Below are 14,051 nucleotides of genomic sequence, written 5' to 3' on the forward strand. Positions count from 1 at the left end.
GCCCGTCCGACGACCCGTTCGAAGAAGAGGTGCCCGATGACCGTCGCGACCCCCGCTGTCCGCACTGCGGACGTCCACGTGCTCGACCTCGTCAAGCGCTACGAGACGGCGAACGGCGGCGTGCTGGCTATGGCCGACGTGACGCTCGACATCCCTCCGGCGAGTTCGTAGCCGTCGTCGGAGCGAGCGGCTGCGGCAAGTCCACGCTGCTGCGGATCCTCGCCGGGTTCGAGGAGGCGACCGAGGGCGTCGTCGAGGTCGGCGGCACCCCGGTCTCGGCGCCCGGACCCGATCGCGGCGTCGTGTTCCAGGACTACGGTCTCTTCCCCTGGCTGAGCGTGCGCGAGAACGTGGCGTACGGACCGCGGCGCAGAAGCTGTCCAAGGCGGCCGTGCCGGAGGTGACCGACCGCTTCATCGAGGCGGTGGGGCTCACCCGCTTCGCCGACCGGTACCCGGGCGAGCTCTCCGGGGGCATGCAGCAGCGCGTCGCGATCGCCCGAGTCCTCGCCAACGAGCCCTCGGTGCTGCTGATGGACGAGCCGTTCGGCGCGTTGGACGCGCTCACCCGCTCCGACCTGCAGATCGAGCTCAAGCGCATCCACCGCGAGACGCGCACCACGGTCCTCTTCGTCACGCACTCGATCGAGGAGGCGGTCTACCTCGCCGACCGCGTCGTCGTGATGACGGGCGGCGCCTCGCACGGGGTCCCCGGGCACATCAGCGAGATCGTGCCCATCGACCTCACCGGCGAGCGCGACGTCACCGCACCGGAGTTCAACGAGTACAAGCGCCGGGTCTCGGAGCTGGTGCACGCGCCGGCGTGAGGCGCGAGCCGGAAACCGGCGGCGAGACGGATCTCCACCCACGAGCACCCGCGGCCGGCTCGGCCCCGCGAGCAAGCAGGGGAGGACGCTTCCGCGCCTCGAGGCGCGTCAGAGAACCGGTGGGTCCTCACCGGCGAGCGACGGGCGCGACGCCGGCGGCGGAACGAGCGGCGCATCGCGGGCAGGGCGTAGCCCGGCGGTCGGGTGACGACCCGCCGACCGGTCGGAGTGGTCCAGTCGGCGGTGCCGTCGGGATGCAGGACGTAGGTCCAGCGGTCGCCGTGACGGACGTGGTGGTGCGCGGTGCAGAGCGAGGCCAGGTTGTGCGGCCCGGTCTCACCCCCGTGGCGCCATTCGACGGTGTGGTCGGCCTCGGCCGATGAGGCGGGGCGAGTGCAGCCGGGGAACCGGCAGGTCTCGTCACGCAGCTGCACGAAGAGCCGCATGCGCTCGGGCGGGAGCCGATGGGTGCGCCCGACCGAGAGCACGGCGCCGGTGTCGGGCTCCGTCACCACCCGCGTGAGCGTCGAGACGAGCAGCGCACGAGCGGAGTCGGCGGGCACGGCCCCGTAGCCGTCCAGTTCGGCCGGCGCGTCGTCGAGGCCGAGGGCGGTGCTCGCCGCGACCGTGAGGCTGCACCTGAGCACGGACCCCCGGCACGACGGCGCGCCGCCGGGTCTCGGGGTCGGGTGAGGGCGTGGTGTCGACGAGGTCTCCGTCGCAGACGAGGTCGGCGAGGGCATCGGCCCGCAGCTGCGCGAGGGTCCGCGGGTCGCCGGAGGCGCCGTCGGGATCGACGCCGTCGCGCAGGGTCCGGGCGATGCGGTCGAGTCTGCTGTGCATGCCCAGCGCGACCGTCGCGGGCAAGTGCGCGCACAGCATCGCCATGCCGTCGGTCTCCGGGGTGATCCACACGGCACGGTTCTCGCGCGCCCGAGCGTGACGCTCGGTGAGCGGCTCCGGGTGGAGCTCCTCGCGCAGACGGGCGAGCGCGCGTCGCAGCTGCGTCGGAGTGATTGCCACGGCCAGGTCGGCGGCGCTCTCGTCGAAGGTGGGCCGGGACTGCACGGGCAGCGTCGCCGCGATCGCGCAGATGATCTGCCCCGCCTCCCAGCGCATCCGGGCCGCCGCCAGTGCCGCCCGAGTGAGCGGGAGGTCCTCGATCAGAAGCGCCGCATGCTCGAGTTCCCGCGCGACCGCCCGCTCGGACACCCCGAGGGCGACAGCGAACTCGGCTCTGACCGATCGCTCGGCGAGATCGTCCGAGGCGGGATCGGCGAGCCCGCGGGCGAAGGACTCCGGCCGCGCCATCGCCGTCCGGTGCCCCGCGTACAGCTCCTCCGCGGAGGCGAGCAGGATCGGCGACGCCGCGCGCGCCAGTTCGGCCGCCCGATCCCCGCGCTCGCGCACCTCACCGAGCAGCGCCTCCGGCGCGGGGGTCTCTCCGTCCGATGTCATGCCCGCAGTGAAGCAGCGTCCGGCGATCCGGGCAGCCGGGTCCCCGAGATCAGTGGAGGCGGTCAGCGGCGAGCGGATGCGGAGGAGCAGCGCTCCTCCTCACGCGTACGCGCTCGCCGCCTCCTCCAGGCACTCCCGCACCACCCGCACCGCCGGTGTCGCCAGCCCCGCCTCGCGCTGCGCCGTGAAGATCGTGCGCCGGGGCGCTCCCGGCAGCTCGAGCAGGCGGCAGTCCGGCTCGCCGCCCGCCCACACCAGGTCCGGCATCAGCGCCACCGCGTTGCCCGAGGCGGCCAGGCGGATCTGCGCCTGCAGGTCGGCCGTCTCGAAGCGCACGTCGGGCTCGAAGCCGGCGACCCGGCAGAGCTGCTCGGCGAAGTGGCGGCTGGCGGTGCCGCGCGGCTCCATCACCCAGGCCTCGTCGCGAGCGTCGGCGAGGCTCCGCACGGCGGAGGTCGCGGCTCACCGCGAGGCGGATCGCGTCGCTGGTCAGGTCGGCCCGCACCAGACCGGGCAGCCACGAGGTCGAGTGGCCGGGGTACTGCTCGGCGATCACGAGGTCGAACTCGCGCGCCCACGTCTCGTGCAGCGCCCCCTCCGGCTCGCGCTGCACCATCTCGACCCGCACCTCGGGGAACCGCTCGGCCGCGGAGCGCAGCGCCCGAGGCATCAGCGCCAGGGCGGCCGACTGGAAGACCGCGACCCGCACGCGTCCGGTGACCGACTCCCCCGACGCGGCGAGCGCCGCCTCCGCCCGCTCGAGCAGCGCCAGCACCTCCCCAGCCGCCTCGACGAGGATCTCGGCCTGCGGAGTGAGCTGCACCCGCCGCCCGACCTTGCGCAGGAGCTCCACTCCGGTCTCGCGCTCCAGCACGCTGAGCTGCTGCGAGACGGCGGACGGACTGTAGGCGAGGGCCTCGGCGGCGGCGGCGAGCGTGCCGCGGACGGCGACCTCGCGCAGCAGGACCAGGCGGCGGACGTCGAGCACGGCGACCCTCCAATTCATCAGCTCAGCTGACCGGTACCGGTCAGGAATGATCGCTTCTGCTCAACGGTACCCGGTCGAATACTGAGGGGAGACGCCGCCCACCCCTCGGCGCACGAGCCGAAGGGCACCACCGTGACCGACCTCGCCGCACGTCCCGCCGCGACCACCGCGCCGTCCGCCGACTCCGTGGATCCCCGGCTCGTCGACGCGAGCGTCGCGCTCGTGCGCCGGTGGCTCCGCGAGGCCGCCGGCATCCCCACCGACGCGTCCGGCGCGCAGCTCGCCGGCGTGCTGAAGGACCCCACCGGCCTCGACTTCACCGTCGGCTTCGTCGACGGGGTCGTCCGCCCCGAGGACACCCGGGTCGCCGCTGCGGCGCTGCGCTCGATCGCGGGCGGCGTGCCCCGGTTCCTGCCCGCCCCGATGCGCGGCGCGGTCGCCCTGGGCGGCGCGATGGCCTCGATCCTCCCCGACGTCGTCGTTCCGATCGCCCGCCGTGTGCTCCGGCAGATGGTCGGGCACCTCATCATCGACGCGACCGACGCGAAGCTCGGCCCCGCGATCGCGAAGATCCGCCGCGAGGGCGTCCGCCTCAACATGAACCTGCTCGGCGAGGCCGTGCTCGGCCGCAAGGAGGCGCAGCGCCGCCTCGAGGGCACGCACCGACTGCTCGCCCGCGACGACGTCGACTACGTCTCGATCAAGGTCTCCTCCACCGTCGCCCCGCACAACCCGTGGGCCTTCGACGCGGCGGTCGACGACATCGTCGACGAGCTGGCTCCGCTGTTCGCCCGCGCAGCGACCGCGACTCCGGCGAAGTTCGTCAACCTCGACATGGAGGAGTACAAGGACCTCGACCTCACGATCGCGGTCTTCACCCGCCTGCTCGACCGCCCCGAGTTCCACGACCTCGAGGCCGGCATCGTGCTGCAGGCCTACCTGCCCGACGCGCTGTCGGCGATGATCCGGCTGCAGGAGTGGAGCGCCGGCCGTCGCGCCCGCGGCGGTGCGGGCATCAAGGTGCGCGTGGTCAAGGGCGCCAACCTGCCGATGGAGCAGGTCGAGGCCTCGGTGCACGGCTGGCCGCTCGCCACCTGGGGCACCAAGCAGGACTCGGACACGAACTACAAGCGCGTGCTCGACTACGCGCTGCACCCCGAGCGCATCCGCAATGTGCGGGTCGGCGTGGCCGGCCACAACCTCTTCGACGTCGCCTACTCGTGGCTGCTGGCGGGCGAGCGCGGGGTCCGCGACGGCGTCGAGTACGAGATGCTGCTCGGCATGGCGCAGGGCCAGGCCGAGGCGGTCCGCCGCACCGTGGGGTCGCTCCTGCTCTACACGCCGGTCGTCGCCCCGGCCGAGTTCGACGTCGCGATCGCGTACCTCATCCGCCGGCTGGAGGAGGGCGCGTCGAGCGAGAACTTCATGTCGGCGGTGTTCGAGCTCGAGGCGCAGCCCGAGCTGTTCGCCCGGGAGGAGGCGCGGTTCCGCGCCTCGGTCGCGGCGCTGGACGGAGCGGTCCCGCCGGCGCACCGCGTCCCCGACCGCTTCGCCGCGAGCGGCCGACCCGGCTTCGGCGACTTCCGCAGCACGCCCGACACCGACCCCTCCGTCGCCGCGAACCGCGACTGGGCCGACGCGATCCTCTCGCGCGTCCCCTCCTCCCGGCTCGGCATCGACAGCATCGAATCCGCCACGATCGGGGCCCTCCCCGAGCTGGAGTCGGCGCTCACCACGACGCGCGAGGCCGGGCTCGCCTGGGGTCGCGTCCCCGCCGACGAGCGCGCCCGGATCCTGCACCGCGCGGGCGACGAGCTCGAGGCGCGCCGGGCGGACCTGCTCGAGGTGATGGCGGCCGAGGCCGGCAAGACGCTCGACCAGGGCGACCCGGAGGTGTCGGAGGCGATCGACTTCGCGCACTACTACGCCGAGCGCGCCCGCGAGCTCGACGCTGTCGACGGCGCGGAGTTCCATCCGGCGCAGCTGACGCTCGTCGCGCCGCCCTGGAACTTCCCGGTCGCGATCCCGGCCGGCGGTGTGCTCGCCGCCCTGGCCGCGGGGTCGGCCGTGATGCTCAAGCCGGCCGGACCCACGGTGCGCTGCGGCGCGGTCGTCGCCGAGGCGCTCTGGGCCGCGGGGGTGCCGCGCGAGGCCCTGCTGCTGCTCCAGCTCCCGGAGGAGGAGCTCGGCGCGGATCTCGTCGCCTCGCCCGCCGTCGACCGCGTGATCCTCACCGGCGCGTACGAGACGGCGGAGCTGTTCCGCTCGTTCCGGCACGACCTCCCGCTGCTCGCCGAGACCAGCGGCAAGAACGCGATCATCGTCACTCCCTCGGCCGACCTCGACCTCGCGGTCAAGGACGTCGTCTCGAGCGCGTTCGGGCACGCCGGCCAGAAGTGCTCGGCCGCGTCGCTCGTCGTGCTGGTCGGCTCCGTGGCCCGCTCGAAGCGGTTCCGCGCGCAGCTGCTCGACGCCGTCGCCTCGCTGACCGTGGGCTACCCGACCGACCCGGCGACGCGGATGGGGCCGGTCATCGAGCCCGCCGCCGGAAAGCTGCTGCGCGGGCTGACCGAGCTGGGCGCCGGAGAGAAGCTGGCTGCTCGAGCCGAGAAAGCTCGACGACTCCGGACGCCTGTGGAGCCTGGGGGTCCGCGACGGCGTGCGCCGCGGCTCCGAGTACCACCGCACCGAGTACTTCGGACCGGTGCTCGGCATCATGACCGCGCCGACGCTCGACGACGCGATCGCGCTCGTGAACGAGGTCGACTACGGACTGACCTCGGGCCTGCACGCGCTCGACCCCGCCGAGATCGGCACCTGGCTCGGCGGTATCCAGGCCGGCAACCTGTACGTGAACCGCGGCATCACCGGCGCGATCGTCGAGCGGCAGCCGTTCGGCGGCTGGAAGAAGTCGGCGGTCGGCCCCGGCACCAAGGCGGGCGGGCCGGACTACCTGCTCGGACTCGGCACGTGGACGCCCCGCGCGTCGAGGGCGACGGCGGAGGTGCCTGCTGCCGCGGCGAGACTCGTCGCGGCAGCCCGGGCGGAGCTGTCCGCGGCAGAGGCCGAGGCCGTCGAGCGGACGGCGCGCAGCGCGGCCGAGACGCTCGCGGAGCACGCGCCCCGCGACGTGACCGGGCTCGCGGCCGAGCGCAACGTGTTCCGGCGGCTCGCGTACGGCTCCCCCGTTCTGGTGCGCCTGGCCGAGGGCGAGCCGGTGGGCTCGCTCGTGCAGGTCGTCGCTGCGGCGGCGGGCGTCGGAGGAGCGGTGGTCGTGTCGAGCACGACGTCGCTGCCTCCGCAGGTCGCCGCCGCAACGGCTGCGGTCGCCGACGTGGTCGTGGAGGACGACGCCGCCTGGTCGCGGCGGGTCCGTGCGCACGGAGCGGGCCGGGTGCGCCTGCTCGGCGCGCCGGCCTCCACCGTGACCGCGGTCACCGGCGGCCGTCCGGACCTCGCCGTCTACGCGGGGGCGGTCACGGAGTCGGGACGCCTGGAGCTGCTGCCGTTCGTCCGCGAGCAGGCCGTCTCGATCACCGCCCACCGCTTCGGCACCCCGGACCACCTGACCGACGCCCTGCTCTGACGCGGCGGGTCTCGAGACGCCACTCCGCCGCTACTCGACCAGCGACTCTCCGCAGATTGAGTAGCCCTCGCAGGGGACCCTCCCTCTGCTGATCGAGTAGCCCTCGCAGAGGGCGTATCGAGATCCACCCTCCCGGTGACGGCGGGTCGCGATACGCCGCTCTGCGGCTACTCGACCAGCGACTCTCCGCAGATCGAGTAGCCCTCGCGAGGACCCTCCCTCTGCTGATCGAGTAGCCCTCGCAGAGGGCGTATCGAGATCCACCACAGCCGGACACGTCTCGGAACGCCGCTGCACGACCGGCTAGAACAGGCCGCGCGGCGACTCTACCGACGCGAGCACACCCGGCGCCGCCACCACCGTGAGCCGACCGACCTCCTCGGGCGTCAGCTCCGGCAGCCGCTGCGCGAGGTCGAGGAACCGCTCGATCTCGCGCTCCTCGAGCACGTCGGCCGCGAGCGTGCGGAACTTCGACACGTACTGCTCGCGCGAGAACGGGTGGGCGCCGAGCGGATGCGCATCCGCCACCGCGATCTCGTCGACGATCGTGGTGCCGTCGGTCAGCAGGATCTCGACGCGCGCTCCGAACGCCTTCTCGGCGGGGTCCTCGGAGTGGTAGCGGCGCGTCCACTCCGCGTCCTCCTCGGTCGTCGTGCGGTGCCAGAGCGCGATGGTGTCGGCCCGCGCCGCCCGCTCGGGGGCGTAGCTGCGAACGTGGTGCCAGGCGCCGTCCTGCAGGGCGACCGTGAAGATGTACGGCACGGAGTGGTCCAGCGTCTCGCGGGAGGCCGCCGGGTCGTACTTCTGCGGGTCGTTCGCACCCGAGCCGATGACGAAGTGGGTGTGGTGCGAGGTGTGGATCACGATGCGCTCGACGCGCTCGGGGTCGGCCGCCTCGGGGTGGGAGTGGTGCAGGCGGCGGGCGAGGTCGATCAGCGCCTGCGCCTGGTACTCGGCGGAGTGCTCCTTCGTGTAGGTGTCGAGGATCGCGCGCTTGGCCTCGCCGCGGTCGGGCAGCGGCACGTCGTACGACGCGTCGGCGCCGTCGAGCAGCCAGGCGATCACGCCCGTCCTCGCCTTCGTAGATCGGCGACGGGCTGGTCTCGCCGCGCATCGCCCGGTCGACGGCCTCAATCGCCATCTTGCCCGCGAAGGCCGGCGCGTACGCCTTCCAGCTCGAGATCTCGCCCTTGCGGGACTGCCGCGTGGCGGTGGTGGTGTGCAGCGCCTGCGCGATCGCCTGCTCCGTCGTCGCCACGTCGAGACCGAGCAGCGTGCCGAGCCCCGCGGCGGCCGACGGGCCGAGGTGCGCCACGTGGTCGATCTTGTGCCGGTGCAGGCTGATCGCCTTCACCAGGTCGACCTGCACCTCGTAGGCGGTCACGATGCCGCGCACGAGCTGCGCGCCGCCGATGCCGGCGTGCTGGGCGACCGCGACGAGCGGAGGATGTTGTCGCCCGGATGCGAGTACTCGGCCGCGAGGAACGTCGTCGTGGTAGTCGAGCTCGCGCACGGCGACGCCGTTGGCCCAGGCGGCCCACTCGGGCGAGACGCGGCGGGCGGGATCCACTCCGACGACGACCGCACCCTCTCCCCCGATGGAGGCGGGATGCGCGAGCGCCTGCGAGCGCGCGGCCACGACGGGGCGGCGCAGCAGGGAGGCGGTCGCGACGGCGGCGTTGTCGATGACCCGGTTGACGACCATCTCGGCCACCTCGTCGTCGACGGCGACGGGGTCAGACCGCGAGGCCGGCGAGCGCGTGGGCCAGCTGACCCGTGCGGTGCGAGGTTCTCCTCGCCGCGGTGGACGCGGACGTGGTGATCGTGCACGGGGGCTCCTTCGGCTCGTCCTCCCAGGCTAGCGGCGGTGCTCCCGGGCGCCCGAGCAGCGTCCGGGAGGATGGCGGCATGGCCTCCACGCGCGTCGCCGCCTTCGACTGCGGCACGAACTCCTCCGCCTCCTGATCGCCGACGTCGAGGGCGGGCGCCTCGTCGACGTCCTCCGCCGCACCGAGCTCGTCCGCCTCGGGCACGGAGTCGACCGCACGGGCCGCTTCGACCCGGAGGCCCTCGAGCGCACCCTCGCCGTCACCCGCGACTACGCCGATCTCGTCCGCGACGCCGGAGCGACGCGGCTGCGCTTCGCTGCGACCTCCGCCACCCGCGACGCGGCCGACCGCGACGCCTTCCTCGACGCGGTCGAGCGGATCATCGGGGTGCGCCCCGAGACGATCACGGGCGAGGAGGAGGCCGCGCTCTCCTTCCGGGGCGCCACCGGCGCCGTCGACAGCGCGCGCCCGGTGCTCGTCGTCGACCTCGGCGGCGGATCGACGGAGCTGGTCCTGGGCGATGCGGCGCCCGAGCAGGCGCACTCGATGGACGTCGGCAGCGTCCGCCTCACCGAGCGCCACCGCCGGGCCGAGGCGCCGAGCGAGCAGGAGCGGGAGGCGATGCGGTCGGACGTCCGCACCGCGCTGCAGCCGCCTCGTCCGTCGACCTCTCGCAGGCTCGCAGCGTGGTCGGAGTCGCCGCCACGGTGCTGACCGTCACCGCGCACGCGCTCGGCCTCCGCGCGTACGACCGGGACGCGCTCGAGGCGACCCTGCCGCTCGAGGACGTGCTCGCCGCCCGCGACGGCCTCGCCCGGCTCTCCCCGGCCGAGGCCTCGGCGCTGCCCTACCTGCGCGCCGGCCGCGAGGACGTCATCGCCGCCGGCGCGCTGATCTGGGGCGAGGTCCTGCGCGCCGCGAGCAGCGCCTCGCCCGGTCTCGACTCCGTCACGTCGACCGCGCACGACCTCCTCGACGGCATGGCGCTCGGCCTCGGCGAGGGCACCGGTCCGGCGGAGTAGCCCGGCGGAGTAGCGTGGACGCTCCCGCCCCGCCCACCGTGAGGAACCCCGCCATGACCGCTCCCGTCGTCGTCCACGTCGTCTTCACCCCCGCCGAGGGCGCTCGCGAGCGCATGGTCGACGCCCTGCGCGCGGGCATCGCCGAGGTGCACGGCGAGCCGGGCTGCGAGCTCTACTCGATCCACGACGCGCCCGACGGCACCGTCGTGATGATCGAGAAGTGGACCAGCGCGGCCGAGCTCGACGCCCACGGCGCAGGCGAGCCGGTCGCGCGCCTGAACGCCTCGCTCGAGGGCCTGCTGCAGGAGCCGCCGCGCATCGTGCGCCTCGTCCCGATCCCCGCGGGCACACCGGAGCAGGGCGCCCTCTGACCCCACCCGCCCGACCCTCCGCCGCAGGCGGCCCTCTCCGTCAGCGGGTCAGCTCGCTGCCGGAGTCGCGGGTCAGGCGCGCCGCCGCCACGAGCGGCACCAGGGTCAGCGCCGCGATCACCAGGAAGGCGAAGCGGTAGGGCACGAGGTCCGGGCCCAGCAGGGTGCCGACCGCGAGGGCGACGCCGCCCACCGCGACGCCGAAGCCCGCCGCGACCTGCTGCGTGGTCGCGCTCAGCGTGTTCGCGCCCGACATCTCCTCGGCCGGCACCTCGGCGAAGGTGACGGTGTTGTAGGCGGTGAAGCCGGCTGAGCGGGCGACGCCGCTGAGCACGAGCAGGGCGACGACCGCGGCGATCGGCACCTCCGAGTGAGGAACGCCATCGCCGCCATGCACGCGACTCCGATCGCGTTCGAGACGACGAGCACGGTGCGGAACCCCAGCGTCCGCAGCAGCCACGTGGTGGCCGGCTTGATCGCCAGATTGCCGACGAACAGCGCGAGCACGACGGATCCCGCCTGCACCGGGCTCCAGCCGAACGCGTCCTGGAACAGCAGCGGCAGGAGGAACGGGACAGCGTTGATCGTCGCCCGGTACAGCGATCCGCTCGCGTTCGCCACCCGGAACGTCGCGAAGCGGAAGGCGTCGAGGCGGACGAGCGGATGCGGCGCGCGGCGCAGGTGCCGCACGGCCACCGCCGTCACCGCGAGGCCCGCGACGGCGAGCGTCAGCGCCCGCGGGTCCGAGACGGAGGCGGCGACCAGTCCCGAGGCACCGACGAGCGCGCCGAGTCCGACGGCGACGAGCACGAGGCCGACGACGTCCAGGAGGCGGTGCGCCTCCCTGCCACCGGGACGATGCGCAGCGCCAGGACGAACGCGACCGCCCCGAGCGGCAGGTTGATCAGGAAGATCCAGTGCCACGAGGCGTACGTCGTGAGCAGCCCGCCGACGAACGGAGCGACGATCGGCGCCACCAGCCCCGGCCAGACCAGGATCGCGATGGCCTCGATGATGCGCTCGCGCGGCGTGACCTGCAGCACCGCGAGACGGCCGACCGGGACCATGAGCGCTCCGCCGACCCCCTGCAGCACCCGCGCGGCGATCAGCGCCGGCAGGGTCGGGCTGAGGGCGCACAGCAGGGACGCGAGCGTGAAGACCGCGATCGCCAGGGCGAAGACGCGGCGCACGCCGAAGCGCTCGCTCAGCCAGCCGGAGGCCGGGATCAGGACCGCGACGGTGAGCAGGAACGCGGTCACGGTGATCGCGATCGCGGCGGAGTCGACGCCCAGGTCGGCCGCGATGGCGGGAGCCGCCGTGGTCACGATGGTCGCGTCGAGGTTCTCCATGAAGAAGCAGCCGGCGACGAGGAGCGCGAGGGCGCGGTGGCGGCGGGGATCCAGGGGGTGCCTCCTCGGCGGTGGCGGGCGGGGTGCGGCGGGGTGCGGCCGGTCGGGTGGGAGTGCGGCGTAGACGTCGGGATGCGGCGACCCCGTGTCCGGTACCGTCGATCGCATGAGCGACGCCGCCGAGAACCAGGACCATCCAACTCCGACGCTACGAGCTGGTCGACGGGGTGATCGACGACTTCCTTGCCTGGTTCCGGGCGAGGATCGTGCCGGCGCGCGAGGCGCTGGGCTTCCGGATCGAGTTCGCCTACGCCGACCGCGAGGTGAACGAGTTCGTCTGGGCGGTGAGCACCCCGGGCGACGCGGAGTCGTTCCTCGCGATCGAGAAGACGTACCTGGACTCGCCCGAGCGCGCGGCCGCCTTCGAGGGCGAGCCGACGCGTGTCGCCGTGCACCACGTGCGGCTCATCGAGCGCATCGTCTGACCCTAGGCGCGGCGCGCCGCACGGCCGCCCGCACCGCGCGCAGCGCCAGGGAGCCCACGGCGACCGAGGCGACGGTGCCGAGCAGCCGCGGCACGAGGTGCTTCGGAGTGTCGACGCCCTCGCGGTCGCGCGGGGACGGCAGGGCGCTCGGGGCGAGCACGCGTCCGCCGGCACCCGCCTCCGCCATGTGCGCGAGGCGCTGCAGCGCCTCGATGTTGCGCACCCAGAGGAACGAGCGCAGCAGCGGCTTCGGGATGAGGGTGCCCGGCCCCTTCACGGCCGTCTCGTGCATGCGCACGCGGCAGCCGTCCTTGTGCGGCTCCACCTCGATCCGCACCCGCGCCTCGCCCATCGGCCAACCGGCCGCCTGGATGACGAAGCGGTGCGGCGGGTCCCACTCGAGCACCGTGGTGCGGTCGTCGATCACGAGCGGCCACAGCCCGAACGAGTGGTGCAGCTGCGAGCCCACGTGCGGGAAGTCACTGGTCGACCTTCCGCATCCGGGAGGCGCCCACGACCCACGAGGGGAAGAGCCACCCGGAGGACAGGGCGGCGAAGACGGACTCGGGCGGGCAGTGGAAGACGCGGGTGTTGCGGGACATCGCGGGCTCCTTCGTGGGCTCTCGGCGGGCGGTGGAGCGCGCCCGGCGGGGCCACTCCGTCCTTCAGGGTGCCAGATCGGGCGCCCGCGCGGATCCCGAACTCGTGCCGCAGGGCGCTGTGGGCGGCGTGCCAGCCCGCCATGCCGTGCACACCGGGACCCGGAGGGGTCGAGGACGAGCAGAGGTAGAGCCCCTCGGCCGGCGTCCGCCACGGATCGGGGGACGGCACGGGGCGCGAGACCAGCTGCGCGACGCTCGCCGCTCCGGCCGCGATGTCGCCACCGAGGTAGTTGGGGTTGTACTGCTCCATGTCGCGCGCGGTCATCGAGGACACGCCGAGGATGCGGTCGCGGAAGCCCGGCGCGAACCGCTCGATCTGCGCGGTGATCGCCTCCTTCTGGTGCGCGGGCGAGTACCGGGGCACGTGCGTGTAGGCCCAGAGGACCTGCTTGCCCTCGGGCGCGCGACCCGGATCGGCGAGCGAGGGCTGCGCGACGAGCACGTAGGGGTTCTCGCTGTGGCGGCCCTGCGCCACGTCGCGCTCGGCTGCGCGCGATCTCGGCCCGGGTGCCGCCCACGTGCAGCGTGCCCGCGCGGGCGAGCTCGGGGTTCGTCCACGGCACCGGTCCGTCGAGGGCGAAGTCGACCTTGGCCACGCCGTTGCCGTAGCGGAACATCCGCAGCGCCTTCGCGTAGGCCGCGGGCAGCCGGTCGCCGGCGAGGCGGAGCAGCGCCTCCGGAGTGAGGTCGAAGAGCGTCGCCCGGGCGCTCGGCAGCTGCTCGAGCGAGGTCACCTCGACGCCCGTCTCGATCGTGCCGCCGTGCGCGAGGAGATCCGCGGCCATCGCGTCGACGATCGACTGGCTGCCGCCGACCGGCACGGGCCAGCCTCGCGCGTGGGCGTAGGTGCCGAGGGCGAGCGCCGCCGCGGCCGTCGACGGGCTCGGCATCGGGCGGATCGAGTGCGCGGCGACGCCGGCGAGCATGGCCGGGGCCACGTCCTCTCTGAAGCGCAGGTTCCAGAACGGCGAGCCCTGCTCGAGCACCCGCAGGCCGAACCGCACGAGGACGCGCTCGGATCGGTGGGCACGCGCAGCAGCGCGTCGTTCGTGAAGCCGGCGACGCGGTCGGCCCGCTGGGCGAGCGGGCCCATCAGCGAGCGCCAGGCGGCCCCGTCGCGGCCGAGGGCCTCGACCGTGCGCTCGAGGTCGCGGTAGGCGATCCCCGCCCGCCCGCCGTCGAGCGGGTGCGCGTACGAGATCTCGGGGACGCGCAGGTCGATCCGCTCGTCGAGCCGGAAGCGCCGGAAGAACTCCGACGCGAGGGCCATCGGATGCACCGCCGAGCAGACGTCGTGGTGGAAGCCGGGCAGCGTCAGCTCGGCCGTCCGCGCGCCGCCGCCGATCCGCTCGTTGCGCTCGAACAGCGAGACCGAGAGGCCCGCCCGAGCCAGGGTGAGCGCCGCGGCGGAGCCGTTCGGACCCGCCCCGACGACGACCACGTCGACGTCGGTCACGGTCCACCTCCTCCGCAGA

14 protein-coding genes and 4 pseudogenes are annotated in these 14,051 nt (G+C 74.1%); 7 read left to right on the forward strand and 11 right to left on the reverse strand.

The window, feature by feature from the left end; translation table 11 throughout:
• Positions 1 to 29: 29 nt before the first annotated feature.
• Together AC0CII_RS11455 and AC0CII_RS11460 are read left to right on the forward strand one after the other, a co-directional pair.
• Positions 30 to 404 carry an ATP-binding cassette domain-containing protein gene (locus AC0CII_RS11455; RefSeq protein ID WP_465229489.1) on the forward strand — a complete coding sequence of 125 codons (375 nt, stop codon included), beginning with the start codon at positions 30 to 32 and terminating at the stop codon, positions 402 to 404.
• A complete protein-coding gene (locus tag AC0CII_RS11460; protein WP_465229490.1) occupies positions 392 to 826 on the forward strand; it encodes an ABC transporter ATP-binding protein in 435 nt (144 codons plus the stop codon). The genes AC0CII_RS11455 and AC0CII_RS11460 overlap by 13 nt, the downstream gene beginning before the upstream one ends.
• Before the next feature lie 420 nt (positions 827 to 1,246).
• Here AC0CII_RS11460 and AC0CII_RS11465 read toward each other — a convergent pair whose 3' ends face one another.
• On the reverse strand, positions 1,247 to 2,284 hold the full coding sequence (locus AC0CII_RS11465; RefSeq protein WP_465229491.1) for a DUF222 domain-containing protein: 1,038 nt from the start codon (positions 2,282 to 2,284) through the stop codon (positions 1,247 to 1,249).
• 99 nt (positions 2,285 to 2,383) lie between these two features.
• Positions 2,384 to 3,272, reverse strand: a pseudogene (locus AC0CII_RS11470) (LysR substrate-binding domain-containing protein).
• A 132-nt stretch (positions 3,273 to 3,404) separates the two neighbouring features.
• Between AC0CII_RS11470 and AC0CII_RS11475 the strand changes: the two are divergent.
• Positions 3,405 to 6,858: pseudogene (locus AC0CII_RS11475) on the forward strand (bifunctional proline dehydrogenase/L-glutamate gamma-semialdehyde dehydrogenase).
• Between the two features lie 303 nt (positions 6,859 to 7,161).
• On the opposite strand, the gene AC0CII_RS11480 reads toward AC0CII_RS11475, so the two are convergent.
• The 3 genes and pseudogenes from AC0CII_RS11480 to AC0CII_RS11490 form a co-directional block, all read right to left on the reverse strand.
• Entirely contained in the window at positions 7,162 to 7,923 is a 762-nt protein-coding gene (locus AC0CII_RS11480; RefSeq protein WP_465229492.1) for an MmgE/PrpD family protein, read from the reverse strand.
• 58 nt (positions 7,924 to 7,981) lie between these two features.
• Positions 7,982 to 8,563: pseudogene (locus AC0CII_RS11485) on the reverse strand (MmgE/PrpD family protein); the annotation flags it as partial.
• Positions 8,564 to 8,594: 31 nt separating this feature from the next.
• Positions 8,595 to 8,891 carry a hypothetical protein gene (locus AC0CII_RS11490; protein WP_465229493.1) on the reverse strand — a complete coding sequence of 99 codons (297 nt, stop codon included), beginning with the start codon at positions 8,889 to 8,891 and terminating at the stop codon, positions 8,595 to 8,597.
• Between AC0CII_RS11490 and AC0CII_RS11495 the strand changes: the two genes are divergently transcribed.
• The 3 genes from AC0CII_RS11495 to AC0CII_RS11505 are packed head-to-tail and all read left to right on the forward strand — an operon-like array spanning position 8,823 to position 10,080.
• Positions 8,823 to 9,401 (forward strand): Ppx/GppA phosphatase family protein, encoded by a 579-nt coding sequence (locus AC0CII_RS11495; RefSeq protein ID WP_465230880.1) that lies wholly within the window; start codon positions 8,823 to 8,825, stop codon positions 9,399 to 9,401. The two genes, AC0CII_RS11490 and AC0CII_RS11495, sit on opposite strands and share 69 nt — an antisense overlap.
• A complete protein-coding gene (locus tag AC0CII_RS11500; protein ID WP_465229494.1) occupies positions 9,374 to 9,709 on the forward strand; it encodes a hypothetical protein in 336 nt (111 codons plus the stop codon). Before AC0CII_RS11495 ends, AC0CII_RS11500 begins: the two co-directional genes overlap by 28 nt.
• A 53-nt stretch (positions 9,710 to 9,762) precedes the next feature.
• Positions 9,763 to 10,080, forward strand: coding sequence for a putative quinol monooxygenase (locus tag AC0CII_RS11505; protein WP_207407413.1), 318 nt, complete (start codon positions 9,763 to 9,765; stop codon positions 10,078 to 10,080).
• Between the two features lie 40 nt (positions 10,081 to 10,120).
• On the opposite strand, the gene AC0CII_RS11510 is transcribed toward AC0CII_RS11505, so the two are convergent.
• The 3 genes from AC0CII_RS11510 to AC0CII_RS11520 are packed head-to-tail and all read right to left on the reverse strand — an operon-like array spanning position 10,121 to position 11,597.
• A complete protein-coding gene (locus AC0CII_RS11510; RefSeq protein ID WP_465229495.1) occupies positions 10,121 to 10,336 on the reverse strand; it encodes a hypothetical protein in 216 nt (71 codons plus the stop codon).
• Entirely contained in the window at positions 10,315 to 10,890 is a 576-nt protein-coding gene (locus AC0CII_RS11515; RefSeq protein ID WP_465229496.1) for a hypothetical protein, read from the reverse strand. The genes AC0CII_RS11510 and AC0CII_RS11515 overlap by 22 nt, the downstream gene beginning before the upstream one ends.
• Positions 10,809 to 11,597: an MFS transporter gene (locus tag AC0CII_RS11520; protein ID WP_465229497.1), complete on the reverse strand. Its 789-nt coding sequence runs from the start codon at positions 11,595 to 11,597 to the stop codon at positions 10,809 to 10,811. The genes AC0CII_RS11515 and AC0CII_RS11520 overlap by 82 nt, the downstream gene beginning before the upstream one ends.
• Positions 11,598 to 11,656: 59 nt before the next feature.
• Between AC0CII_RS11520 and AC0CII_RS11525 the strand changes: the two genes are divergently transcribed.
• Positions 11,657 to 11,914, forward strand: coding sequence for a hypothetical protein (locus AC0CII_RS11525; protein WP_465229498.1), 258 nt, complete (start codon positions 11,657 to 11,659; stop codon positions 11,912 to 11,914).
• Here AC0CII_RS11525 and AC0CII_RS11530 read toward each other — a convergent pair.
• The 3 genes and pseudogenes from AC0CII_RS11530 to AC0CII_RS11540 all read right to left on the reverse strand — a co-directional run bounded on the left by AC0CII_RS11530 (position 11,895) and on the right by AC0CII_RS11540 (position 14,032).
• Entirely contained in the window at positions 11,895 to 12,383 is a 489-nt protein-coding gene (locus AC0CII_RS11530; RefSeq protein ID WP_465229499.1) for an SRPBCC family protein, read from the reverse strand. The genes AC0CII_RS11525 and AC0CII_RS11530 overlap by 20 nt on opposite strands.
• Before the next feature lie 10 nt (positions 12,384 to 12,393).
• Positions 12,394 to 12,516, reverse strand: coding sequence for a hypothetical protein (locus AC0CII_RS11535; RefSeq protein ID WP_465229500.1), 123 nt, complete (start codon positions 12,514 to 12,516; stop codon positions 12,394 to 12,396).
• 63 nt (positions 12,517 to 12,579) lie between these two features.
• Positions 12,580 to 14,032, reverse strand: a pseudogene (locus AC0CII_RS11540) (phytoene desaturase family protein).
• Positions 14,033 to 14,051 lie beyond the last annotated feature (19 nt).

The sequence above is a fragment of the Rathayibacter sp. AC182 genome (assembly GCF_979253875.1).